The 23,156-nt window shown below is 71.7% G+C and carries 18 protein-coding genes; 13 read left to right on the plus strand and 5 right to left on the minus strand.

Annotation, left to right across the window (positions count from 1 at the left end; genetic code table 11):
* Window positions 1–79 precede the first annotated feature (79 nt).
* Window positions 80–1,483, minus strand: coding sequence for a hypothetical protein (locus JNO44_RS25140; protein ID WP_205366191.1), 1,404 nt, complete (start codon window positions 1,481–1,483; stop codon window positions 80–82).
* Between the two features lie 10 nt (window positions 1,484–1,493).
* Window positions 1,494–1,739 carry a MoaD/ThiS family protein gene (locus JNO44_RS25145; RefSeq protein ID WP_275695811.1) on the minus strand — a complete coding sequence of 82 codons (246 nt, stop codon included), beginning with the start codon at window positions 1,737–1,739 and terminating at the stop codon, window positions 1,494–1,496.
* A 188-nt stretch (window positions 1,740–1,927) separates the two neighbouring features.
* Between JNO44_RS25145 and JNO44_RS25150 the strand changes: the two genes are divergently transcribed.
* The 7 genes from JNO44_RS25150 (at window position 1,928) to JNO44_RS25180 (ending at window position 12,249) form a co-directional block, all read left to right on the plus strand.
* Window positions 1,928–3,661, plus strand: coding sequence for an ABC transporter ATP-binding protein (locus JNO44_RS25150; RefSeq protein WP_205366192.1), 1,734 nt, complete (start codon window positions 1,928–1,930; stop codon window positions 3,659–3,661).
* Window positions 3,658–5,664, plus strand: a complete 2,007-nt coding sequence (locus tag JNO44_RS25155; RefSeq protein WP_275695769.1) for an ABC transporter ATP-binding protein — start codon at window positions 3,658–3,660, stop codon at window positions 5,662–5,664. Before JNO44_RS25150 ends, JNO44_RS25155 begins: the two co-directional genes overlap by 4 nt.
* A gap of 874 nt (window positions 5,665–6,538) precedes the next feature.
* Window positions 6,539–7,381, plus strand: coding sequence for a response regulator transcription factor (locus tag JNO44_RS25160; protein ID WP_205366193.1), 843 nt, complete (start codon window positions 6,539–6,541; stop codon window positions 7,379–7,381).
* A gap of 24 nt (window positions 7,382–7,405) precedes the next feature.
* Window positions 7,406–8,431, plus strand: a complete 1,026-nt coding sequence (locus tag JNO44_RS25165) for a LacI family DNA-binding transcriptional regulator (protein ID WP_067348143.1) — start codon at window positions 7,406–7,408, stop codon at window positions 8,429–8,431.
* Window positions 8,432–8,547: 116 nt separating this feature from the next.
* Window positions 8,548–9,666, plus strand: coding sequence for a S1C family serine protease (locus JNO44_RS25170; protein ID WP_205366194.1), 1,119 nt, complete (start codon window positions 8,548–8,550; stop codon window positions 9,664–9,666).
* 151 nt (window positions 9,667–9,817) lie between these two features.
* Complete coding sequence (locus tag JNO44_RS25175; RefSeq protein ID WP_205366195.1) at window positions 9,818–10,558, plus strand: response regulator transcription factor; 741 nt, start codon at window positions 9,818–9,820, stop codon at window positions 10,556–10,558.
* Entirely contained in the window at window positions 10,555–12,249 is a 1,695-nt protein-coding gene (locus JNO44_RS25180) for an ATP-binding protein (protein ID WP_240167654.1), read from the plus strand. The genes JNO44_RS25175 and JNO44_RS25180 overlap by 4 nt, the downstream gene beginning before the upstream one ends.
* A 19-nt stretch (window positions 12,250–12,268) precedes the next feature.
* Here JNO44_RS25180 and JNO44_RS25185 read toward each other — a convergent pair whose 3' ends face one another.
* Window positions 12,269–13,693: an LmeA family phospholipid-binding protein gene (locus JNO44_RS25185; RefSeq protein WP_205366196.1), complete on the minus strand. Its 1,425-nt coding sequence runs from the start codon at window positions 13,691–13,693 to the stop codon at window positions 12,269–12,271.
* A gap of 191 nt (window positions 13,694–13,884) precedes the next feature.
* Here JNO44_RS25185 and JNO44_RS25190 point away from each other — a divergent pair, with 191 nt between their 5' ends.
* From JNO44_RS25190 to JNO44_RS25205, 4 genes are all read left to right on the plus strand, one after another.
* A complete protein-coding gene (locus JNO44_RS25190; protein WP_205366197.1) occupies window positions 13,885–14,742 on the plus strand; it encodes an NAD(P)H-binding protein in 858 nt (285 codons plus the stop codon).
* Window positions 14,743–14,953: 211 nt separating this feature from the next.
* Window positions 14,954–15,283: a type VII secretion target gene (locus JNO44_RS25195; protein WP_205366198.1), complete on the plus strand. Its 330-nt coding sequence runs from the start codon at window positions 14,954–14,956 to the stop codon at window positions 15,281–15,283.
* A 2-nt stretch (window positions 15,284–15,285) separates the two neighbouring features.
* A complete protein-coding gene (locus tag JNO44_RS25200) occupies window positions 15,286–16,434 on the plus strand; it encodes a WXG100-like domain-containing protein (RefSeq protein WP_205366199.1) in 1,149 nt (382 codons plus the stop codon).
* Complete coding sequence (locus tag JNO44_RS25205; RefSeq protein ID WP_205366200.1) at window positions 16,431–16,697, plus strand: hypothetical protein; 267 nt, start codon at window positions 16,431–16,433, stop codon at window positions 16,695–16,697. The genes JNO44_RS25200 and JNO44_RS25205 overlap by 4 nt, the downstream gene beginning before the upstream one ends.
* Window positions 16,698–16,805: 108 nt before the next feature.
* Here JNO44_RS25205 and JNO44_RS25210 read toward each other — a convergent pair whose 3' ends face one another.
* On the minus strand, window positions 16,806–18,623 hold the full coding sequence (locus JNO44_RS25210) for a bifunctional metallophosphatase/5'-nucleotidase (RefSeq protein WP_205366201.1): 1,818 nt from the start codon (window positions 18,621–18,623) through the stop codon (window positions 16,806–16,808).
* A gap of 187 nt (window positions 18,624–18,810) precedes the next feature.
* Here JNO44_RS25210 and mshD point away from each other — a divergent pair, with 187 nt between their 5' ends.
* Window positions 18,811–19,728 (plus strand): mycothiol synthase, encoded by a 918-nt coding sequence (gene mshD / locus JNO44_RS25215; protein ID WP_420882753.1) that lies wholly within the window; start codon window positions 18,811–18,813, stop codon window positions 19,726–19,728.
* Between the two features lie 52 nt (window positions 19,729–19,780).
* Here mshD and JNO44_RS25220 read toward each other — a convergent pair whose 3' ends face one another.
* A complete protein-coding gene (locus JNO44_RS25220) occupies window positions 19,781–20,416 on the minus strand; it encodes a GNAT family N-acetyltransferase (protein WP_205366203.1) in 636 nt (211 codons plus the stop codon).
* 318 nt (window positions 20,417–20,734) lie between these two features.
* Here JNO44_RS25220 and JNO44_RS25225 point away from each other — a divergent pair, with 318 nt between their 5' ends.
* Window positions 20,735–23,032 (plus strand): RNA degradosome polyphosphate kinase, encoded by a 2,298-nt coding sequence (locus JNO44_RS25225; protein WP_205366204.1) that lies wholly within the window; start codon window positions 20,735–20,737, stop codon window positions 23,030–23,032.
* Window positions 23,033–23,156: the final 124 nt, after the last annotated feature.

Here is a 23,156-nt window from a genome sequence, read left to right on the forward strand (position 1 = left end):
AACGGGAGCGGCGGCCGTACGGAGCGCCGAACCCTGCGCTCCGTACGGCCGCCGCGGCGCTGCGTGGCGGGCCCGGGGCTTACCCCAGCGCCCGGCCCAGCACGTAGACCGCCGGGGCCGCGAGGGCCAGCGGCAGGGCGACGCCCGCGGTCATGTGGACGAACTTCGACGGGTAGTCGTAGCTGGCCACCCGCAGGCCGATCAGGGCGCAGCCGCCGGCGGCCAGGCCCAGCAGCGCCGCGGTGGCCCCCATGCCGGTCAGCTGGCCGGCCGCGATGCCGCCGCCGGCGCCGGCCAGCAGGCCGAGCACCAGGGTGAGCGGGCCGGGCAGCGGCAGCGCCCGGGCGAGCGTCGCCAGGGCGACCGCGGCGGCGCCGACCACCACCGCGTCCGGGTCGGCGGCCAGGTGGCCGGAGGCGAGCACGGCCAGCGCGGACGAGGTCAGGCCCGCGGTCAGCGCGTACATCCGCTCGTCCGCGCTGCTGCGGTTGCGCAGTTGGAGGACGATGACCAGCAGGCACCACACGCCGAGCGTGCCGATGGCCACCAGCGGCGCGTCCTCGTGCGGGGTGGCCAGCAGACCGACGTCGGTGGCCACGCCGCCCAGGAAGGCCAGCGCGATGCCCTGGCGGGCCGGCCACATGCCGTTGAGCCGGAACCAGCCGGCGGCGGTGACGGCCTGGAGCAGCACCACCGGGACCACCAGGACCGGGCGGGCCACCGGCGCGGCCAGCGCCAGCAGCAGGGCGAGCAGCGCGGTCAGCGCGGCCGGCTGGATGCCCGGCGGGATGATCGGCGAGCGGCCCTCGGCGCGGGCGATCTGGTTGGGCTTGAGCGGCGCGGCGGGCGCGGCGGCCTCGGCCTCCGGATGGCCGGCCGGCACCGGCTCGGCGGTGGCGGTGGTCCCGTGCGCGGCGCCGTGGGCACCCTGGTGCGCGCCGTGGTGCTGTGCGGCTGCCGGGACCGGGGCGGCGTAGGCGCCCGCCCCGTAGGCGTCGTCCCCGTAGGCGTCAGGTCCGTAGCCGTCCTGCCCGTAGGGGGCGGCGGACTGGTGCTGCGGCTGCCCGTACGCGTCGTAGCCGTAGGGCTGCTGTGCGTGCTGCGCCTGTTGGGGGTGCTGGTGCTGCGGGTCCGGCTGGGCCTGCTGGTGCTGCGGTTGCTGCTGCATATAGGGGTCGTAGGACTGCTGTCCGTACGGGGTGCCGTAGGCCGTCTGCGGGTCGTACCCGGGGTGCGGGGACGGGGGAGCGTAGCCGGGGGTGTCGCCGTGCAGCGGCGTCGTTGTGGGGTGGTGGTCGGGTGACGGGGGAGCGTAGCGGGAGGCGTCGTCGCGCAGCGGCGTCGTTGTGGGGTGGTGGTCGGGTGACGGGGGAGCGTAGCGGGAGGCGTCGTCGCGCAGCGGCGTCGTTGTGGGGTGGTGGTCGGGTGACGGGTGGGTGTACGGGTCGTACGGGTTCTGGTGCTGCGGCTGGTTGTCGCTCATGACCCTCTGCTCATCCTCCGGCGAACGGCGGCAGGACCTCGACGGTGCCGCCCTGGCTCAGCGGTACCTCCGCATGATCGCGGGAGCCGACCTGGACGCCGTCCACCAGGAAGGAGCAGCGCAGCAGGACGCGGGCGAACTCCGGGTTCGCGGTGTGCGCGGTGCGCGCCGCGTCCAGTGCCTCGGCGAGCGTCGCCGCCGCGTACGGCTCCTCTGCGGCGCCGGCGGCGGCCTTGGCCGCGGCCCAGTAGCGCACGGTGCCAGTTGTTGTCACGGCGGCCTCTTCACGTCGGGGGGCTCTTGCCGCCTCCATGATGGCGTACGCGGCGGCCGGCCCGGTTCCGGGCAAGTTCGGGTAAAGAGTTTGCGGCGGTCCGGGACGATTCCTGCACGGTTCGGGGAAATTCGATTGCCGAAGGCAAGTGTTCGCATAGGCTCCGGCCTGTGTTGGTCCGACTCGCGCGGGCGCATCTGCGGCCCTACAGGCGCTCCATATCCCTGATCGTCCTGCTCCAGCTGATACAGACGCTGGCCACGCTCTATCTGCCGACCCTCAACGCAGACATCATCGACAACGGTGTCGTGGCGGGCGACACGGGCTACATCTTCCGCACCGGCGGCTTCATGATCGCGGTGACGGTGCTCCAGATCGCCTGTGCGATCGGCGCGGTGTACTTCGGCGCCCGCACGGCCATGGCGCTGGGCCGGGACATCCGGGCCGCGGTCTTCGACCGGGTGCAGTTGTTCTCCGCCCGGGAGGTGGGACGCTTCGGCGCGCCGTCGCTGATCACCCGCACCACCAACGACGTCCAGCAGGTCCAGATGCTGGTCCTGATGACGTTCACGATGATGGTCTCGGCGCCGATCATGTGCGTCGGCGGCATCGCCATGGCGCTCAACCAGGACGTGCCGCTGTCGGCGCTCCTCCTGGTCATCGTCCCGGTCCTCGGGATCCTCGTCTCACTGATCGTGCGCCGGATGCGTCCGCTGTTCCGCGGTGTGCAGGAGCGCATCGACACCGTCAACCGCGTGCTGCGCGAGCAGATCGCCGGCATCCGCGTCATCCGCGCCTTCGTCCGCGACCGGTACGAGCGCGAGCGGTTCGCCGGGGCCAACACCGATCTCTACGACATCTCGATCCGCGCCGGCCGGCTGATGTCGATGATGTTCCCGCTGGTCATGCTGATCGTGAACCTCTCCAGCGTGGCCGTGGTCTGGTTCGGCGGGCTGCGCATCGACGCCAAGGAGATGGAGATCGGGGCGCTGACGGCCTTCCTCAGCTACCTGATGTACATCCTGATGTCGATCATGATGGCGACGTTCATGGTGATGATGCTGCCGCGCGCCGAGGTCTGCGCCGAGCGCATCCAGGAGGTGCTGGCGACCGAGTCCAGCGTCACCCCGCCCGCCGCCCCGGTCAGCACCCTGCGCCGGCACGGCGAACTGGAGCTCCGGGACGTCGAGTTCCGCTTCCCCGGCGCCGAGCAGCCGGTCCTGAAGGACATCTCCCTGATCGCCCGCCCCGGCGAGACCACCGCCGTCATCGGCTCCACCGGCTCCGGCAAGTCCACCCTCCTCGGGCTGGTGCCCCGGCTCTTCGACGCCACCGGCGGCACGGTCCTGGTCGACGGCGAGGACGTGCGCACCCTGGCCCCGGAGACGCTGGCCGCCGTGATCGGCCTGGTGCCGCAGAAGCCGTACCTCTTCTCCGGCACGGTCGCCAGCAACCTGCGGTACGGCAACCCGGACGCCACCGACGACGAGCTGTGGCACGCCCTGGAGACCGCGCAGGCCCGGGACTTCGTCGCGCGGATGGAGGGCGGCCTGGACGCGTCGATCGCGCAAGGGGGCACCAACGTCTCCGGCGGTCAGCGGCAGCGCCTGGCGATCGCCCGCGCCCTGGTCCGCAAGCCGGAGATCTACCTCTTCGACGACTCCTTCTCGGCCCTGGACTACGCCACCGACGCGGCCCTGCGCGCCGCACTGGCCCGGGAGACCGACCGGGCCACCGTGGTGATCGTCGCCCAGCGGGTCTCGACGATCCGCGGCGCCGACCGGATCGTGGTCCTGGACGAGGGCCGGATCGTGGGCACCGGCACCCACGGCGAGTTGATGGCCGGCAACGAGACCTACCGGGAGATCGTGCTCTCCCAGCTCACCGAGCAGGAGGCGGCATGACCACCGCGGACAAACAGGGCCCGGCCACCGACCGGGCCCCAGAGGCCCCCGCGTCGGCCCCCCGCCGCGGCCCGGCCCCCGGCGGCGGTCCGATGGCCCGCATGATGGGCGGCCCGATCGACAAGTCCCTGAACTTCAAGGGCTCCGGCAAGCGGCTGCTGGCCCAGATGCGGCCGGAGCGCGGCCTCATCACGGTCGCGCTGCTGCTCGGCGTGCTCAGCGTGGCGCTGACCGTCGTCGGCCCCAAGGTGCTGGGCCGGGCCACCGACCTGATCATGGCCGGCATCGTCGGCCGCGACCTGCCCGCGGGACTGACCAAGGAGCAGGCCGCCGACCTGCTGCGGGCGCACGGCCAGGGCGGGCTCGCGGACCTGGTCGCCAGCATGCCGGTGGCCCCCGGCCCGCACACCGACTTCGGCGCGGTGGGCATGGTCCTGCTCTTCGTCGCGCTGATCTACGTCGGCTCCTCCGTCTTCGGCTTCGTCCAGGCCCGGATCGCCACCCGCGTCGTGCAGCGCACCGTCTTCCGGATGCGCGAGCAGGTCGAGGAGAAGCTCGCCCGGCTGCCGCTGAGCTACTTCGACAAGCAGCAGCGCGGCGAGGTGCTCTCCCGCGCCACCAACGACATCGACAACATCCAGCAGACGCTCCAGCAGACCCTCAGCCAGATAGTGGCCTCGCTGCTGACGATCGTGGGCGTGCTGGGCATGATGTTCTGGATCTCCTGGCTGCTGGCCCTGGTCGCCCTGGTCACGGTCCCGGTCTCGGTCGTCGTCGCCACCAAGGTCGGCAAGCGCGCCCAGCCGCAGTTCGTCCAGCAGTGGAAGACCACCGGCAAGCTCAACGCGCACATCGAGGAGATGTACACCGGCCACTCCCTGGTCAAGGTCTTCGGCCGGGAGAAGGAGTCCGCCGCGCTGTTCCGCGAGCAGAACGACGCGCTCTACTCCGCGGGCTTCAAGGCCCAGTTCATCTCCGGCATCATCCAGCCCGCGATGATGTTCATCGGCAACCTCAACTACGTCCTGGTGGCCGTGGTCGGCGGTCTGCGCGTCGCCTCCGGCGCCCTGTCCATCGGCGACGTCCAGGCGTTCATCCAGTACAGCCGCCAGTTCAGCCAGCCGTTGACCCAGGTCGCCTCGATGGCCAACCTCGTCCAGTCTGGCGTGGCCTCCGCCGAGCGGGTCTTCGAACTCCTCGACGCCGCGGAGCAGCACCCCGACGCCGAGCGGCCCGCCCGCCCGGAGCAGGTCACCGGCCGGGTCGCCTTCGAGGGCGTCTCCTTCCGCTACGACGAGAACAAGCCGCTCATCGAGGACCTCTCGCTGTCCGTCCGCCCCGGCCAGACCGTCGCCATCGTCGGCCCGACCGGCGCCGGCAAGACCACCCTGGTCAACCTCCTGATGCGGTTCTACGAGGTCCGCGACGGCCGGATCGTCCTCGACGGCGTGGACATCGCGGAGATGTCCCGCGAGGAGCTGCGCGGCCACATCGGCATGGTCCTGCAGGACACCTGGCTCTTCGGCGGCACCATCGCCGAGAACATCGCCTACGGCGCCCCCGAGGGGACCTCCCGCGACAAGGTCGTCGAGGCCGCCAGGGCCACCCACGTCGACCGCTTCGTCCGCACCCTCCCCGACGGCTACGACACCGTCATCGACGAGGAGGGCGCCAACGTCTCGGTGGGCGAGAAGCAGCTCATCACCATCGCCCGGGCCTTCCTCGCCGAGCCGGCCATCCTCGTCCTGGACGAGGCCACCAGCTCGGTCGACACCCGCACCGAGGTGCTGATCCAGCACGCCATGGCCCAACTGCGCAGCGGCCGCACCAGCTTCGTCATCGCGCACCGCCTCTCCACCATCCGGGACGCCGACCTCATCCTGGTGATGGAGAACGGCTCGATCGTCGAGCAGGGCACCCACGGCACCCTGTTGTCCGCGGACGGTGCCTACGCCCGCCTGTACGCGGCCCAGTTCGCGGAGGCCGTGACGGAGGCGGGGTAGCGGCGGGGCGGTGGAGACGTCGTATCGACGCCGTGCCCCGGTAGTGCCACCGGGCGGGGCACGGACCGCGACCGCGACATCGGGGGACGCATCCGTGCGCTCCCCGTGCTCCCCCCTGGCCGTCGGCGGCCCGCCGGCGGCCGTGCGGGCGGCCTGCCGGAGCGCGACCGAGCCGCCCGGGGAGGGGCCGACGGTGGCGATCCGGCGGTGCCCCGGGGAGCGGGCCCGACGGTCGGCGGCGGTCGGGTCGTGGAGCGCGCGGCGGCCGGCGGCGGACCGGCCGGCGCAGCCGCCCCGGCCCCGGAGGGCGAACGTGATCACGTCCGCATGCTGGGACAACGCGGCGGCGGCGCGCCGGAGCGCGATGGGGGTACCCCCTGCTCCTCAAGAGCTCGGGGGAGTTCGAGGGAGCAGGTGCAGCCGTGCGCGAGGGCGACGGCGGAGCCGCTCGCGGGGTGGCGGAGGGGGCGGACGAGGACCCGGAAGGCCCTGCCGCGGGCGGAATCCGGGGGTACGTGCGGCCTCGACATGGACGCCGTCAGACGTCAACAGAAACGCGCGGCGACCACTCGAAGTGATCGACGGAACACAAGAACGCGCAAAATCGGCCTCGGGTCCACAACTCAGGTGAGCTATTCTGCTGGACAAGAAGGATCCGGGCAGCGTCGCCCCCGGGTCCTTTTGTGCTTTCGCGCACGCAAAGAGTGTGATCGAAAGCACCCCGTACGAAGCAGTGCCGCAGACCCCCGGCCGAGCCGGGTGGTGCCCCCGTCGCAGGGACCGAGGAGGAACCAGACGTCATGGGCAAGCGAAGCGTGCAGGACAGTGAGCCGCACAGGATGAAGCTCGTCGGAAACCGGGTAGGTGGTCGGAAGTGAGTTCGCTTCTGCTGCTGACCAATGCACTCCAGCCGTCGACGGAGGTGCTTCCGGCGCTCGGCTTGCTGCTGCACAGCGTCCGGGTGGCCCCCGCCGAGGGCCCGGCCCTGATCGACACCCCAGGGGCCGACGTCATACTGATCGACGGCCGCCGCGATCTTCCACATGTGCGGTCCCTGTGCCAGCTGCTGCGGTCCACCGGGCCGGGCTGTCCGCTGGTGCTGGTGGTCACCGAGGGCGGGCTGGCCGCCGTCACCGCCGACTGGGGTGTTGACGACGTGATGCTGGACACCGCCGGTCCGGCCGAGGTCGAGGCGCGGCTGCGGCTGGCGATGGGCCGCCAGCAGATCACCACCGACAACGGGCCCATGGAGATCCGCACCGGCGACCTGTCGGTGGACGAGGCCACCTACAGCGCCAAGCTCAAGGGCCGGGTCCTGGACCTGACCTTCAAGGAGTTCGAGCTGCTGAAGTACCTGGCGCAGCACCCGGGCCGGGTCTTCACCCGCGCCCAGCTCCTCCAGGAGGTGTGGGGCTACGACTACTTCGGCGGTACGCGCACGGTGGACGTGCACGTCCGGCGGCTGCGCGCCAAGCTCGGCCCCGAGCACGAGTCGCTGATCGGCACGGTCCGCAACGTCGGCTACCGCTTCGTGGTGCCGGAGAAGGTGGAGCGGGCGGCCGCGGAGGCCCAGGCCCAGACGGACACCACAAAGGCGGCGAAGGCGGCGAAGGCGGTCGGGGACGGCGACGGGGGCACGCGGGCCGACGGGCCGGCGTCGGTGCGTTCGTCCTCGTCGGACGCAGGATCCACGTCCGTGCAGCCTGCCCGCCGGTAGGACCACCCGCGTAGACTGCCGCGCGTGGCCAAGGTGACGCGGGATGATGTGGCAAAACTGGCGGGGACGTCCACCGCCGTCGTCAGTTACGTCATCAACAACGGACCGAGGCCGGTCGCCCCGGCCACGCGCGAGCGGGTGCTCGCCGCCATCAAGGAGCTCGGCTACCGGCCCGACCGGGTCGCGCAGGCGATGGCGTCCCGCCGTACGGACCTCATAGGTCTGATCGTGCCGGACACCCGACAGCCGTTCTTCGCGGAGATGGCGCACGCCGTCGAACAGGCCGCCTCCGAGCGGGGCAAGATGGTGCTGGTCGGCAACGCCAACTACATCGACGAGCGCGAGGTGCACTACCTCCGCGCGTTCCTCGGGATGCGGGTGGCCGGGCTGATCCTGATCAGCCAGGGCCCCAGCGAGCACGCCGCCGCGGAGATCGAGGCGTGGGACGCCCGGGTGGTGCTGCTGCACCGCCGGCCGGACGCCATCGACGACGTCGCGGTGATGACCGACGACATCTGGGGCGCGCAGCTGGCGACCCGGCACCTCCTGGAGCACGGCCACCCCTACGTCGCCTTCCTGGGCGGCACGGAGGAGACCCCGAAGTCCGGCGACCCGGTCACCGACCACGTCGAGGGCTGGCGGCGGGCCATGCTGGAGTTCGGGCGGTCGCCGGAGGGGTGCTACTTCCAGGCGCCGTACAACCGCTACGACGCCTACCAGGTCGCGCTGCGGGTGCTGGCCGGGCCGGACCGGCCGCCGGCCATCATGTGCGCCACCGACGACCAGGCCATCGGAGTGCTGCGGGCCGCCCGCGAGCTGCGGATCGACGTCCCCGGTGAGCTGGCGGTGGCCGGCTTCGACGACGTGAAGGAAGCGGCGCTCACCGATCCGCCGCTGACGACGGTGGCCTCGGACCGGCAGGCGATGGCCCGGGCCGCGGTCGACCTGGTGCTGGACGACGGGCTGCGGGTGGTCAACTCGCGCCGCGAGCGGCTGCGGCAGTTCCCGTCGCGGCTGGTGGTGCGGCGCTCCTGCGGCTGCGGCGGCTGAGCGGCCGCTGAACGGGGCCGCGCCGGGGGCTTCCTTATACCGGGCATACCCACTTCTGTTGGGTCTCTCAGGGCGCTCTCAGACGGTTCTCATGCAGCGGTCGCAGAGTCGTGGGCATGACCGAGAGCTACCGCCGCAGCGGCGAAGAGATGCCCCAGGACCGGCCGTACGCCTACGGCACCGAATACGGCACCGGCCACCACGGCAGCGACCACGGCGCGGACCGCGCGCGCGGCGACGTACCGCCGCCGCCCCCGTACGCGCCGGGCATGCCCGCGGCCGACGGCCCCGGCGCGGGAGAGCCGCGACGCCGGGCCCGCCGACCGATCGCGCTGATCGCGGCGGTGGCGCTGGCCTCGGGTCTGATCGGCGGTGGCAGCGCGGCGCTGATCGCCGGTGCCACGCAGCAGGGCAGCACGTCCGGCGGCATCTCCACCCCGCTGGTCAACGCCGGGCAGAACTCCGGCGGCACCGGGGTCGCCGGGGTGGCCAAGGCGGTCAGCCCGGCCATCGTGGAGATCAAGGCGCGCACCGGGGGCGGCGAGTCCACCGGCTCCGGCGTGGTGATCACCAGCAGCGGCGAGATCATCACCAACAACCACGTGGTGGCCGGCGCGCGCCAGGTGAGCGTCACCTTCAGCGACGGCAGCAAGAAGACCGCGACGGTCGTCGGCACCGACCCGGACAAGGACCTCGCGCTGATCAAGGTCCAGGGCGCCAAGGGGCTGACGCACGCGGTGCTGGGCGACTCCAACAAGCTCGCGGTCGGCGACCCGGTCGTCGCGATCGGCTCGCCGGAGGGCCTGACCGGCTCGGTGACCAGCGGCATCGTCTCCTCGCTCAACCGTGACGTCACCGTCCCCAAGGAGGGCGGCCAGGGGCAGGGCCAGGACCAGGGGCAGGGTCAGGGTGGTCGCGGGGGCTTCGGCGGCGGTGGTGGCTGGCCGTTCGAGTTCGGCGGCAACCAGTACAACGGCGACACCGGCTCGTCCAAGACCACCTACAAGGCGATACAGACCGACGCCGCGCTCAACCCGGGCAACTCCGGCGGCGCCCTGATCAACATGCAGGGGCAGATCATCGGCATCAACTCGGCCATGTACGCGCCGGGTTCGTCGGACAGCAGCCAGGCGGGCAGCGTCGGCCTCGGCTTCGCGATACCGATCAACACCGTCAAGGCCGACCTCGACGCGCTGCGCAGCGGCGGCAGCGGGGGCGGGAACAGCGGGGTCTGAGGGCGGCCGGCCCCGGGCCGGGCCGCCGCCGGGCGGTGGATATCCACAGGCGGTCGTCCACAGGTCGTCCGTCCGTGCGGCATCCGTGTCAGGCTGAAGCCAGGAAAGGTCCAGCCGGTCGTTCGCAATGTCATCCGAGGTAGTCACGCACATGAGCCCCGCCGAGCACGGTGATCACCCCGCCCGCATCCTGATCGTCGACGACGAGCCCGCGGTCCGCGAGGCGCTGCAGCGTTCGCTCGCCTTCGAGGGGTACGGCACCGAACAGGCCGTCGACGGCCTGGACGCGGTGGAGAAGGTCGCCGCCTACGACCCCGAACTGATCGTGCTGGACGTGCTGATGCCCCGGATGGACGGGCTGACCGCGGCCCGCCGACTGCGGGCGAGCGGGGTGACCGTACCGATCCTCATGCTGACCGCGCGGGACACCGTCGGCGACCGGGTCACCGGCCTGGACGCCGGCGCCGACGACTATCTCGTCAAGCCCTTCGAGCTGGACGAACTGCTGGCCCGGATCCGCGCGCTGCTGCGCCGCAGCTCGTACGCGACGGCGGCCGGCACCGCCCGCCCCGACGAGAGCGAGCTGCTGGGCTTCGCCGATCTGCGGATGAATCTGGCCACCCGCGAGGTCACCCGCGGCAACCGCCCCGTCGAGCTGACCCGTACGGAGTTCACGCTCCTGGAGATGTTCCTGGGCCACCCCCGGCAGGTCCTCACCCGCGAGCAGATCCTCAAGGCCGTCTGGGGGTTCGACTTCGAGCCGACCTCCAACTCCCTCGACGTGTATGTGATGTACCTCCGCCGCAAGACGGAGGCGGGCGGTGAGCCGCGGCTGGTCCACACCGTGCGCGGGGTCGGCTATGTGCTGCGGCTGGGGGGCGGTGCGGAATGAGCGGCACCGGCGACGTCCACGCCCCGCACGGCCCTGAGACGCACGGCTCTGAGACGCACGGTCACGCGACGCACGGTCATGAGGCGCACGGTCATGAGGCGCACGACGCGGGCGGCGGGGGTGCGGCGCCCCCGGCGGGCGGCTCCTTCGGCCTGACGCGGTTCCACCAACTGCCGCTGCGCTCCCGGCTGGCGCTGCTCACCGCCGTCGCGGTCGCGTTCGCGGTGGCGCTGTCGGCCGCCGCCTGCTGGCTGATCACCCGCGACCGGCTCACCGAGCAGCTCGACACCAGCCTCGGCACGGTCGAGGTGAACTCCGACTACGTCCAGGCGATCAGCGCCCGCTGCGCCGGCAGCCCGCTGAACGTCCGCTTCCAGCCCACGCCGTACACCATCCAGCTGGTCTCCGCGAGTGGTTACGTCTGCACCTCGCCCAACAAGGCGCCCATCCCCGCCCAGCGCGTGGACCAGGCGGTCGCCGACGGGCGGCTGGCCAGCGCCGTCCACACCACCAAGGACGAGAACGGCGCCTCGATGCGGGTCTCGACCGTCCCCTACCGCGGCCCGATCGCCGACGCCCAGGGGAACCGGGTGGCGATCTCGGTGGCCGCGCCGATGGACCAGGTCACCGACCCGCTCAACCAGCTCGCGCTGGTGCTGCTGGTGGTCGCCGGCGTCGGGGTGCTGGGCGCGGCGACCGCCGGCCTGTGGGTGGCCCGGGCGGGCCTGAAGCCCGTCGACCGGCTGACCGCCGCCGTCGAGCACGTCGCCCGCACCCAGGACCTCACCATCCGCATCCCCACCGACGGCGAGGACGAAATCGCCCGCCTCTCCCGGTCGTTCAACGCGATGACCGCCGCGCTGGCCGCCTCCCGCGACCTCCAGCAGCAGCTGATCGCCGACGCCGGCCATGAGCTGCGCACGCCCCTGACGTCCCTGCGGACCAACATCGACCTCCTGGAGCGCAGCGAGCGCTCCGGCCGGCCGATCCCGGCCGCGGACAAGGAGGCGCTGCTCGCGTCGGTCAAGGCCCAGATGGGCGAGCTGGCGGCGCTCATCGGCGACCTCCAGGTCCTCTCCCGCCCATCGGAGACGGGAGCCGGCGACGGCGCGGCGTCCGTCCGGGTGGTCGCCCTCCACGACATCGTCGGCACCGCACTGGAACGGGCCCGGCTGCGCGGCCCCTCCCTCACCATCACCGCCGACCTCGACCCGTGGTACGTCCGTGCCGAACCGGCCGCGCTGGAGCGCGCGGTGGTCAACCTCCTCGACAACGCGGTGAAGTTCAGCCCGTCCGGCGGCACGGTCGAGGTCCGCTTGGCGGGCGGTGCGCTGACCGTCCGGGACCACGGCCCCGGCATCCCGCCCGAGGAACTCCCGCACGTCTTCGAACGCTTCTGGCGTTCCCCCTCCGCCCGTAGCCTGCCCGGCAGCGGACTGGGCCTGTCCATCGTGGCCCGCACGGCGGAGCAGGCCGGCGGCGGCGTGCGCCTGCGCAACGCCCCCGGCGGCGGTACGGAGGCCCTGCTGACCATGCCGGGCGCGCCCACACCGCCGCCGGACATACCGGGGGCGGCCGACGGGCCGGCGGACGAGCCGGGTGCGCCGGGCCGGCCGGCGGCGCCGGGCCATCGGGCCGCGCCGGGGGACGGTGCCGAGCCGGGGGAGCAGGGGACGCCGCCGGGCGCGTAGGCCGGTCCGGGCGGGGCCGCTACTTCCCCTTCCCCCCGCCCTTCGCCGCGTCGCCGAACGGCAGGTTCGCGCCGGTCAGATCGACCCGGATGCCGTCGTTCTCCACGGTGATGTTGCGCAGCCGCACGTCCCCCGGCGTCTTGGGAAGCTGGAAGGAGAGCGACAGCCGGTCCGCCAGCTGCGGCTTCGTCAGGTCGGTCAGGGCGCCGAGCATCTTCGCGTCGAGGCCGACCTTCTGGAGCAGCCAGGGGTGCTCCATCACCACGTCGACGAGGTTGACCTGCATCAGCTGATGGACGAAGCGCGGCGAGCCGATCAGCTCGTGCAGCTTGTCGTCGCTGCGCAGGGCGTCGTCGATGTACTCCTTGGGGATGCCGATCCGCTCGGCGATCGCCGGGATGCTGAGCATCGACTTGACCTTGGCCGCCTGCCGGCTGAGCTCGGCGGCGCCCTTCTCGGTCAGCCGCAGGCCCTCCTCCTTGCCGGTGCCCGGGCGGTAGACCGCGACATCGCCGATGTCCAGCCGCATCTGCCCGATGTCGGTGGAGATCCCCCGCTCGCCGTTGCGCTGGATGCGCGCCTCGGCCCGCACGCGCAGGGTGTGTCCGGCGATCGGCAGCTCGCCTACCGCGCGCACCCCGTTGCTCCCCATCCCGCTGAACTTGACCTGGGACGCGCCCAGTTCACGGTTCATGTCGTCGAAGGCGAGCAGCACACTGCCGTGCATCGAGCCGATGGTGGCGCCCTTGATGGCGGTCGGCAGATCTCCGTCGAGCCGGATGTCCCGGGCCGTGGCCTCCACCTTCGCCAGCGAGACCCGGTCCGCGGCGACGTCCGGGATCACCACGTCGACCTGGTCGAGCCGCTTGTCGAAGACCTGGGTGAGGAACGGGAACCCCTGGATGTCCACCTCGGGCCGGGCGTGCAGGTGCAGCGCCGCCTTCACCTGCTCCTCGGCCTTGTTCTGCGCGTACAGCACGGCGAACCGGTCGGCGAGTGCGAGCGTCCCCGCGCAGGCCGCCAGCGCGACCAGCAGCTTGAGGGTGCGGGGGACGGCGGCGAACCGGCTGATGCCCCGCTTCACCTTCCGGTGGTTCGGGGGCGACCAGGCGTCCTCGTCGCCCTCATCGTCCGAGCGCAGGCCCAGGCCCAGCGGATCGTCGCTGTGGTCCCGCTCGTTGAGGTAGGCGCGCCGCACGGACGACGGGCCGTACTCCGCCCCGGCCTCCCGGGCGTAGGCGCCGTCCGCTCTGGGTTCCGGGTCGGCGAGCGCGGCCAGATCCGCGTACGGATTGGCGGCATCGACCGGCGGGAGCTCCCTGGTGTCGCCCTGCGGATCGTCCGGGTGCGCGGCTATGTGGGGCCGGTCACCGGCCTCGGGGGCGGAGGCGGCCGGACGTGCAGGTGGGGACGAGGGTGAAGCTATGCGTATGGGGGTTCGCATCCGCACATCCCACCACGAGCGGGACCCAGAAGCGCAAGTCGCACCCGCGGAATGTGAGGAACGCGAAAGTCGTCCCGTCGTCCTTGGTGAAATATTGCCGCGTCCTTGTGCCTCGCTGAACTACCGTCAATCTTCAGCGAATCTCCCGGCAGGCGTCCGCCGCCGCGCTCGCGTTCCTCTGGAGGGGCACCGTGATCGTCGTAACCGGAGCAACCGGCAATATAGGCCGCAGTCTTGTGGGTCGTCTTCTGGAGGAAGGTGTTCCGGTTCGCGCGCTCACCCGGGACCCGGCCCGCGCCGGCCTCCCCGTCCGGACCGAGGCGGTCCGCGCCGACCTCATGGCGGACACCGACCTCGCCCCGCTGCTCAGCGGCGCCGACGCCCTCTTCCTCAACCTCGCGGCCGGCGGCGGCGAGTCCGCGCAGCGGCTGATCGACGCCGCCGTCGAGGCGAAGGTCCCGCGCCTGGTCTTCAACTCCTCCCTCGGGGTGACCGACACACCCGCCGACGAGACCAACTTCGTCTCCCGCTCGCACGCCGCGGTGGAACGCGCGGTACGCGCGTCCGGCCTGGAATGGACCTTCCTGCGCGGGGGCAACTACGCCACCAACGCCCTCGGTTGGGCCCCGGCGGTCCGCGGCAACGGCGTGGTGCGCGACCCGCACCCGGGCGCCCAGGGCGCGCCGATCCACGAGGCCGACCTCGCGGACGCCGCCGCCGTCGCCCTCCTGGACCGCACCGGCACCCACGTCCACCGGGTGCACCGCCTGACCGGCCCCGAGGTGCTCACCAACGCCCAGCAGGTCGCCGCCATCGCCGAGGCCATCGGCCGCCCGGTGCGCATCGAGCAGATCCCGGAGGACGAGGCCGCCGAGGCGATGGTCGGCCCCCACCTCCCGCTGGTGGCCGCCCGCGAACTCATCGGCCTCTTCGGCCGGACGGTGGACGCCCCCGCCTTCCCCGTCACGGACACCGTCGCACGCGTCACCGGCCACCCGGCCCGCTCCTTCGCCCAGTGGGCGCGGGACCACGCGGCGGACTTCTCCTGATCCCGGTGGGGTGCGCGGCGGCGAATTCGCCCACGCGCAAAGGCCGTTGGCCCGGCCAAGTTCCGCTTTTGGCCACGTCCAGGTATGGGACGTCCCATGGAGGTAAAGCGGAACCCAATCCCGTATCCGGGACCCGTTAAAGATCCTTTCCCCGCGGTCGCCCCCCGACGTACTCCTGGAGTCACGTAGGTGAGTGAACAGGGGGAGCGGGATGAGCGGGCAGTTCGGCGTGGAGCCGACGGCGCTGACGGATCTGGCCGGCAAGTTCGACCTTCAGGCGAAGGGCCTCGACGGCCCGATCCGCTCCTTCGCCGCGACATCGGCGGAGGTCGGGGAGGCGTTCGGGATCCTCGGTGCCTGCGACGGCGCGATGGAGAAGTACCTGAAGCTGCTGAACAGCACGGTCAAGGCGCTGAGCCAGCTGCCCCAGGTGCTCACCAGCGACGCCGAACGGCTGCGGATCAACGCGTCCCAGTACGAGGAGGCGGACCAGACGGCCGTCGGTCATCTCCAGTCCGTGCCCCGTTACCAGGGGGTGTGACGGTGAGCGTCAACAGCTGGATCGACGGCAAGGTCCTGGAGATCCTCCAGGCGTTCGGCGTGGAGCTCCCGGGCGGCAACGGCGACACGCTGCGCGAGATCGCCCGTGGCTGGGACGCCATGGGCAACGACCTGACCAAGACCGTAGGGGCCCTCGACCGCGCCATCGACGGTGTCGACAAGCAGGGCTGGTACGGCGCGGCCCGCGACGCCTTCGAGAAGCACTGGCAGGACCAGAAGAAGACCATCACCGACGTCGCGAAGAACTTTCACCAAGTCGCGGACGGACTACGGGAATTCGCCGGCGAGATCGACAAGATCAACGAAGAGATCATCGACATCTGCGTGCAGATCGCCGAGATGGAGGTGCTCGGCGCCGCGCTGTCGTTCTTCACCGGATTCCTCTCCGACCTCGTCGCCAACGCTGCCGTGGCCGCGAAGGTCGCCAAGATCATGGACCTGGTCAAGCTGTTCACGTCGGCGGCGGAGAAGGTGGCGGAGCTGCTGGAGCGGTTCTTCGGGATGAGTGCCGAGGCCGCGGCGACGCTGGAGAAGATGCTCGTCGCGGTGGCACGGGTCGGCGGCAGGTTCGCAGAGGGCTTCGCCACGAACTTCGTCGCTGATTCAGGCAGCTTGATGATCAATCAGGCGCTCAACGGCCAACCGGTGACGGTGGGCGAAGATTTCAAGACCGCGGCCAAGGAAGCAGCCGGCACGGCCGCGTTCACGGCGGGCGGTGCATCGCTGGCGGAGGGCGCCCATCTGACAGGCGCGGTCGGCAGAGTGCTCAAGGGCGAGGGCCTGGGAGGCAGCGCGGTCAATGGTGCGCTCGGCAACATCGCCGGCGGACTTACCGCCGACATGTGGGACGGCAAGGACGGCGGGACGACCGTATGGGACATGGGCACGAATGCTGCCACCGGTGCCCTCGGGAACCACGTCGGCGACCGCGTCCTGGGGAAGATGGAGGGGCACAGTCTCGGCGGCGAGGGTGGCGGTGAACAGGGCGAGCTCATCGACGGGGCGTACCGGAACGCTTTCCGCACGGGACTCAACACGGGTATCTACGAAGGCGGCTCGGGTATCGAGAGTGACCTTCAGAACCTTTCCAAGGATTATGACGAAGCCGAGAAGGGGGTGAGCGGCTCTTGATCGGTGAGCCCGACGGGGTGATCCTGGCGTCGGTCGTGCACATCGATCCGAACCACCCCGACCCTGGCTGGGCCCCCTTCTTCCTGGCGCTCCTGGGGCTTGCCGGGTGCGTGATCGTCGGGGCCGGTGCCTACCTGACCTTCGTCCTCTGGCGTGCCCACCACGAGAAGAGGTGGGGCGACTATGTCATCGGGCCGGTGTTCCTCGTCATCGGCCTGGCCATGGCCGTCATGGGTTTCGGCTTCTCCTTCCACCTGTTCTGACGCGACCCGCGCCACGCGGTGCACCGCAGCGGCCCCGGTCGTCCGCCGTAGAGAGGCGGACGACCGGGGCCGTGGGCGCGGGCCGGGCGGACGGCCCTTCCCGGGTGGTTACTTCACCACGGTGATGCGGTCCGCCTTCGGCGGGGCCAGCGGGGCGGTCGGGGACGAGTGGGCCGTCAGGTAGGCGGTGAGGGCGTCGAGGTCCGACGGGCCGACGTACTTGTTGGTGCCCTGCTTGAGGGCGGGGAAGCCGTCGCCGCCGCCGGCCAGGAACTCGTTCATGGCGACCCGGTAGGTCTTGGCGGGGTCCAGGGCGGCGCCGTTGAGCTTGACGGAGTCGGCGACGACGCGGGCGGCGCCGGTCTTGGTCATGTCGAGGGTGTAGGTGAGGCCCCGGGAGATCTGGAGGATCTTGGGGGAAGCCTCGTTGGGGCCGCTGACCTGCTGCTGGAGGGCGGTCAGCAGCTGGGCGCCGGTCAGGTCCACGACGTTGGTCATGTTGGTGAACGGCTGGACGGTGAACGCCTCGGCGTAGGTGACGACGCCGTCGCCCTCGTTGCCCGACGCCTTGTAGGCGAGGTCGGAGCGGATGCCGCCGGGGTTCATCAGCGCGAGTTGGGCGCCGCCCTTTCCGGTGTCCTGGGTGGCCGCCAGTTGGGCGTCGGCGATGACGTCGCCCAGGGGTTCCTCGGGGGTGCCGGCGCCGCGGCCGTTGATGTCGGCGGAGATGTAGCCGACGGGCTTGTTGGCGACCGGGGCGGCCAGCTTGTTCCAGCGGGCGATCAGGGACGTCATGTCCGCGGCCTTGGGCTGGGTGCGGTCGACCACGTGGTTGGCCGCGTGCGGGCCGTGCACCGCGGTGCGGACGATGTCGTGGGTCCGGCGGTCGTAGGTGAGGGTGGTGTCGGTGTACAGGCGGCCGTAGGAGGCGGCTGAGGTGACCGTGCGGGGGTGACCGGCCGGGTCGGGGATGGTGCAGGTGTAGGACTGGTGGGTGTGACCGGTGACGAGGGCGTCGACCTTGGGGCTGACGTGCTTGGCGATGTCGACGATCGGGCCCGAGATGCCTGCACCCGGGCCGGGGCTGTCGCAGTCGTAGTTGTAGGACGTGGAGGCGGGCAGGCCGCCCTCGTGGATGAGGGCGACGATCGCCTTGACGCCCTGGCGGTCGAGGACCTTGGCGTACTTGTTGATCGTCTCGACCTCGCCGTGGAAGGTCAGGCCCTTGACGCCGTCGGCGTTGACGATGTCCGGGGTGCCCTTGAGCGTCACGCCGATGAAGCCGATCTTGACGCCCTTGTGCTGCCAGATCGTGTACGGCTTGAGGATGGGCTTGCCGGTCCGGTCGTCGGTGACGTTGGCGGCGAGGTAGGGGAAGTCGGCGCCCTTGAAGGTCTTGCCCTTCTCGTAGCAGCCGTCCTTGGGATGGCAGCCCCCGCGCTGCATCCGCGTCAACTCGGCGCGGCCCTCGTCGAATTCGTGGTTGCCGACGGAGGTGACGTCGAGGCCGAGCTTGTTCATCGCCTCGATGGTCGGCTCGTCGTGGAAGAGGCCGGAGAGCAGCGGGCTGGCGCCGATCACGTCGCCGGCCGCCGCGGTGACGGAGTACGGGTGGCCCTTGCGGGCGGTGCGGAGGGACTGCGCCAGGTACTCGACGCCGCCGGCAGGGACGGTCTTCTTGGTGCCGTCGGCCTGGAGCTCCTCGACGGTGCCGGAGGAGCCCTGCGGCGGTTCGAGGTTGCCGTGGAAGTCGTTGAAGGAGAGCAGCTGGACGTCGACCGTGCCGGCCGGGCGGTGCGCGCGGCCGCTGTCGGCGCCGGCGGGCGGGGCGGTGGTGGTCAGGGTGACGCCCGCGGCGGTGGCGAGCACGGCGGCGCCGGCCGCCAATCTGCGGGCGAGACGGCGCCGTTGAGGTGTCGGTGGCATGGTTCCCCTCCATGGATGGTGCTGAGCGGACGGCAGCATATTGTCGACGCGCGTAGAGGGATAGGGGGGCGCGGTTTACGGCTCGGTGACGGTGCGGTGGCGATGCGGAACGCGGCGGCGCCCGCGACACCCGCGTGACGCCGCGGCAGCGTCGTACGCTTCAGGCATGACTGACGCTGCACAGGAGATGGGTCGGACCGGTCGCAGGATCCAGGTGGTTGACGAGCTCGCGCCGGAAGGGGCCGCGGCCGTCCTTGAGCTGATCGAACGGGCCGCGCGGACGGACGGGCAACCGGCCGTGTCCGAGCAGGGGCGGCTCCAGCTGCGGGGCGGTCGGCGCGAGGGCGTGCGGCATCTGCTGGTGTACGCGCCCGGCGAGAGCGGTGAGGAGCTGGTCGGGTACGGGCAGCTGGAGGACACCGACCCGGTGGAGGCGCCGGCCGCCGAGCTGGTCGTCCACCCGGGGTACCGCGGTCGCGGCCACGGCCGGGCGCTCGGCGGCGAGCTGCTCGTCCAGTCCGGGCGCCGGCTGCGGGTGTGGGCGCACGGCGGGCACCCGGCCGCCCGGCACCTGGCGCAGACCCTGGGGCTGACGATGTTCCGCGAGCTGCGGCAGATGCGGCGGTCGCTGGCGGACCTGGACCTGCCGGAGCCGGTGCTCCCCGACGGGGTGACGGTGCGGACCTTCCAGCCGGAGACCGACGACGCGGCCTGGCTGGAGGTCAATGCGGCGGCCTTCGCGCACCACCCCGAGCAGGGCTCGCTGACCCAGCGCGACCTCGACGACCGCAAGGGCGAGCCGTGGTTCGACCCCAAGGGCTTCTTCCTCGCGGAGCGGGAGGGCGCGCTGGTCGGCTTCCACTGGACGAAGGTGCACGCCGAGGAGGGCCTGGGCGAGGTGTACGTCCTCGGCGTGCAGCCGGGCGCGCAGGGCGGCGGCCTGGGCAAGGCGCTGACCGCGATCGGGCTGCGGCACCTGGCGGCGCAGGGGCTGGCGACCGCGATGCTCTACGTGGACGCGGACAACGTGGCCGCGGTGACGGTCTACGAGCGGCTGGGGTTCGTCACCCACGAGACCGACCTGATGTACCGGTCGGAGACGTGACCGGTGCGGGGCGGGGCGGGCACCCGGGCCCGCCCCGCACCCGCCGTCACGGTCAGGAGGACTCCGAGGGGCGCTCCCGCCCGGCGCGCCACTCGCGCGCCAGCATCGCGTAGACCACCTCGTCGCTCCACTCGCCGGCCAGGAACTCGTTCTCCCGCAGATGGCCCTCGCGGCGCATGCCCAGGCGCTCCAGCAGTTTCGCGGAGGCGGTGTTGCGGCCGTCCAACTCGGCCTGGATGCGGTGCAGTCCGAGCTGCTCGAAGCCCAGCTCCAGCAGGGCGCGGGCGGCCTCGGTGGCGTAGCCCCGGCCGGCGTGCTCGGGGTTGAAGACGTAGCCGATGCCGCCCTGGCGGTGCCGGCGGCTGGTGTAGAAGAAGGTGACGTCGCCGACCAGGGTGCCGGTCTCGTGGACGACGACGGCGAGCTGGAGGAAGTCGCCGGACTCGCGCAGCGTGGTGCGGGTCGTCTTGTCGGCGACGGAGGCGCGGGAGGCGGCCTCGTCGTGCGGGCCCCAGTAGAGGTAACGGCAGACCTCGGGGCGACGCTGGTAGGCGTAGATGGCGTCGAAGTCGTCGTGGCGTACGGGGCGGAGGTCCAGGCGCTCGGTCCGCAGTGGGTAGGCGGGGGTGAACGGGAGCGGCGGCAGCGCGGGGAGCGGCGGTATGGGCGGTGTGGAAGGTCTGAGCACGCGCTCAGCGTAGGGAGCGGGGGCGGGCCGCGCAGCGGACTTTCCGGATACCGGCGGCGGTGCCGGTCCGGCTTCCGGTGCTTCGCCCGGATTGGCGGGTGTGAAGATCGCCGGCGGGCGGGTGACCGGAAATCACCCCGGAGTGGTCTCCCGCTTCCCTGGCCGCCATGTTCGCGTTACCGGCCATTCAATATCGCTTGCAAGCATCACTGAATGCAGCCCGCTGTGCCGAACGTCCCGAAACCGCGGCTAGAGATCGCGATCGCGCCGTCTCCTCCTGACGCGCCTGGAAGCGCCCGAGCGCGGAAGAATAAGGACATGACCCAGCAGCGCAGCGCTCAGGCCCCGGCCCAGCCTGAGATGCCGTCCCAGGAATCGCCGAGGGTGGCAGGCTCCTCGGTGCAGCAGCCCTCGGTGCAGCCGTCGGTGGGCTCGATCGCCGCGCACCGCCCGAACGCCGTTCGTCGCGCCGTCTCCGGGCTGGAGCCCGACCTGGATGCCGATCCGGATGCCTACGACGACCACGGCGTCCCGGGTGCGAACGGCGAGGAGCTGCCCAGCGGGCGCTTCCTGGACCGGGAGCGCAGCTGGCTGGCGTTCAACGAGCGGGTGCTGGAGCTGGCCGAGGACTCGGCCACCCCGCTGCTCGAACGGGCGAACTTCCTTGCGATTTTCGCCAGCAATCTGGACGAGTTCTTCATGGTCCGGGTCGCCGGCCTCAAGCGGCGGATCGCGACCGGGGTCGCCACCCGCTCCGCCTCCGGGCTCCAGCCCCGCGAGGTGCTGGAGCAGATCTGGACGCGCTCCCGGGAGCTGATGGCGCGGCACGCCGCCTGCTTCCAGCAGGACATCGCCCCGGAACTCGCTGACCAGGGCATTCACCTGATCCGCTGGCCCGATCTGACCGAGAAGGAGCAGGCCCGGCTGTTCACGCTGTTCCGGCAGCAGATCTTCCCGGTGCTCACGCCGCTGGCGGTGGACCCGGCGCACCCCTTCCCGTACATCTCCGGGCTGTCGCTGAACCTCGCCGTGGTCGTCCGCAACCCGGTCAGCGGGCATGATCACTTTGCGAGAGTGAAGGTTCCGCCGCTGCTCTCCCGCTTCCTGGAAGCCTCCCCGCAGCGCTACGTCCCCATCGAGGACGTGATCGCCGCCCACCTGGAGGAGCTGTTCCCGGGAATGGAGGTGCGGGCGCACCACATGTTCCGGGTGACCCGCAACGAGGACCTGGAGGTGGAGGAGGACGACGCAGAGAACCTCCTCCAGGCCCTGGAGAAGGAGCTGATGCGGCGGCGCTTCGGGCCGCCCGTCCGCCTGGAGGTCGAGGAGTCCATCGACCCGGCAGTGCTGGACCTGCTGGTCCAGGAGCTGAAGGTCTCCGAGTCCGAGGTCTACCCGCTGCCCGGCCCGCTCGACCTGACCGGCCTGTTCGGCATAGGGGCACTGGACCGCCCGGAGCTGAAGTACCCCAAGTTCGTGGCGGGCACCCACCGCGACCTGGCGGAGGTGGAGTCGGCGTCCGCGCCCGACGTCTTCGCCGCGCTGCGCGCCCGCGACGTCCTGCTGCACCACCCCTACGACTCGTTCTCCACCTCCGTGCAGGCGTTCCTGGAACAGGCCGCGGCCGACCCGAACGTGCTCGCCATCAAGCAGACCCTCTACCGCACCTCCGACCACTCCCCGATCGTGGACGCCCTGATAGACGCCGCGGAGTCCGGCAAGCAGGTGCTGGTCCTGGTCGAGATCAAGGCGCGCTTCGACGAGCAGGCCAACATCAAGTGGGCCCGCAAGCTGGAGGAGTCCGGCTGTCACGTCGTCTACGGCCTGGTCGGGCTGAAGACGCACTGCAAGCTGTCCCTGGTGGTCCGCCAGGAGGGCGAGACCCTGCGCCGGTACTCCCACGTGGGGACCGGCAACTACCACCCCAAGACGGCCAGGTTGTACGAGGACCTGGGGCTGCTGACCGCGGACCCCCAGGTGGGAGCCGACCTCTCCGACCTCTTCAACCGGCTCAGCGGCTACTCCCGGCGGGAGACCTACCGCCGGCTGCTGGTGGCGCCCACCTCGCTGCGCGACGGGCTGATCCAGCGGATCAACAAGGAGGCCGCGCACCACCGGGCGGGCCGCCCCGCCTATGTCCGCATCAAGGTCAACTCGATGGTCGACGAGGCGGTCATCGACGCGCTCTACCGGGCCTCGCAGGCCGGTGTGCCGGTCGACATCTGGGTGCGCGGCATCTGCGCGCTGCGCCCCGGGGTCGCCGGGCTGAGCGAGACCATCCGTGTCCGCAGCATCCTCGGCCGCTTCCTGGAGCACTCCCGGGTCTTCGCCTTCGGCAACGGCGGCGAGCCCGAGGTGTGGCTGGGCAGCGCCGACATGATGCACCGCAACCTCGACCGGCGGATCGAGGCGCTGGTACGGGTCACCGACCCGGCCCACCGGGCGGCCCTCAACCGGCTGCTGGAGACCGGCACTTCGGACTCCACCTCGTCCTGGCACCTGGGCCCGGACGGCAACTGGACCCGGCACGCGGTGGACGCGGACGGCACCCCGCTGCGGAACGTACAGGAAATGCTCATCGACGCCCGGAGGCGCCGGCGTGGCCCAGCGACATGACCAGCCGGCCGGGGGGCCGTGGCCCGGTCACCTCGGTACCGGCTCGGGGAGCGGAATGGTCAGCGGAATCGGATACGAGCCCGGCCGCGCGCCGGGGGTCCGTGCGGCAGTAGTGGACGGGCCG

The organism is Streptomyces noursei, assembly GCF_016917755.1.
Classification (GTDB): domain Bacteria; phylum Actinomycetota; class Actinomycetes; order Streptomycetales; family Streptomycetaceae; genus Streptomyces; species Streptomyces yunnanensis.

Excerpts from the sequence above, each read along its gene's own strand:
- JNO44_RS25140 (WP_205366191.1), bottom strand. The coding sequence starts at position 1,483 with ATGAGCGACAACCAGCCGCAGCACCAGAACCCGTACGACCCGTACACC.
- JNO44_RS25155 (WP_275695769.1), top strand. The coding sequence starts at position 3,658 with ATGACCACCGCGGACAAACAGGGCCCGGCCACCGACCGGGCCCCAGAG.
- JNO44_RS25170 (WP_205366194.1), top strand. The coding sequence starts at position 8,548 with ATGACCGAGAGCTACCGCCGCAGCGGCGAAGAGATGCCCCAGGACCGG.
- JNO44_RS25175 (WP_205366195.1), top strand. The coding sequence starts at position 9,818 with ATGAGCCCCGCCGAGCACGGTGATCACCCCGCCCGCATCCTGATCGTC.
- JNO44_RS25180 (WP_240167654.1), top strand. The coding sequence starts at position 10,555 with ATGAGCGGCACCGGCGACGTCCACGCCCCGCACGGCCCTGAGACGCAC.
- JNO44_RS25185 (WP_205366196.1), bottom strand. The coding sequence starts at position 13,693 with ATGCGAACCCCCATACGCATAGCTTCACCCTCGTCCCCACCTGCACGT.
- JNO44_RS25195 (WP_205366198.1), top strand. The coding sequence starts at position 14,954 with ATGAGCGGGCAGTTCGGCGTGGAGCCGACGGCGCTGACGGATCTGGCC.
- JNO44_RS25210 (WP_205366201.1), bottom strand. The coding sequence starts at position 18,623 with ATGCCACCGACACCTCAACGGCGCCGTCTCGCCCGCAGATTGGCGGCC.
- mshD (WP_420882753.1), top strand. The coding sequence starts at position 18,811 with ATGGGTCGGACCGGTCGCAGGATCCAGGTGGTTGACGAGCTCGCGCCG.
- JNO44_RS25225 (WP_205366204.1), top strand. The coding sequence starts at position 20,735 with ATGACCCAGCAGCGCAGCGCTCAGGCCCCGGCCCAGCCTGAGATGCCG.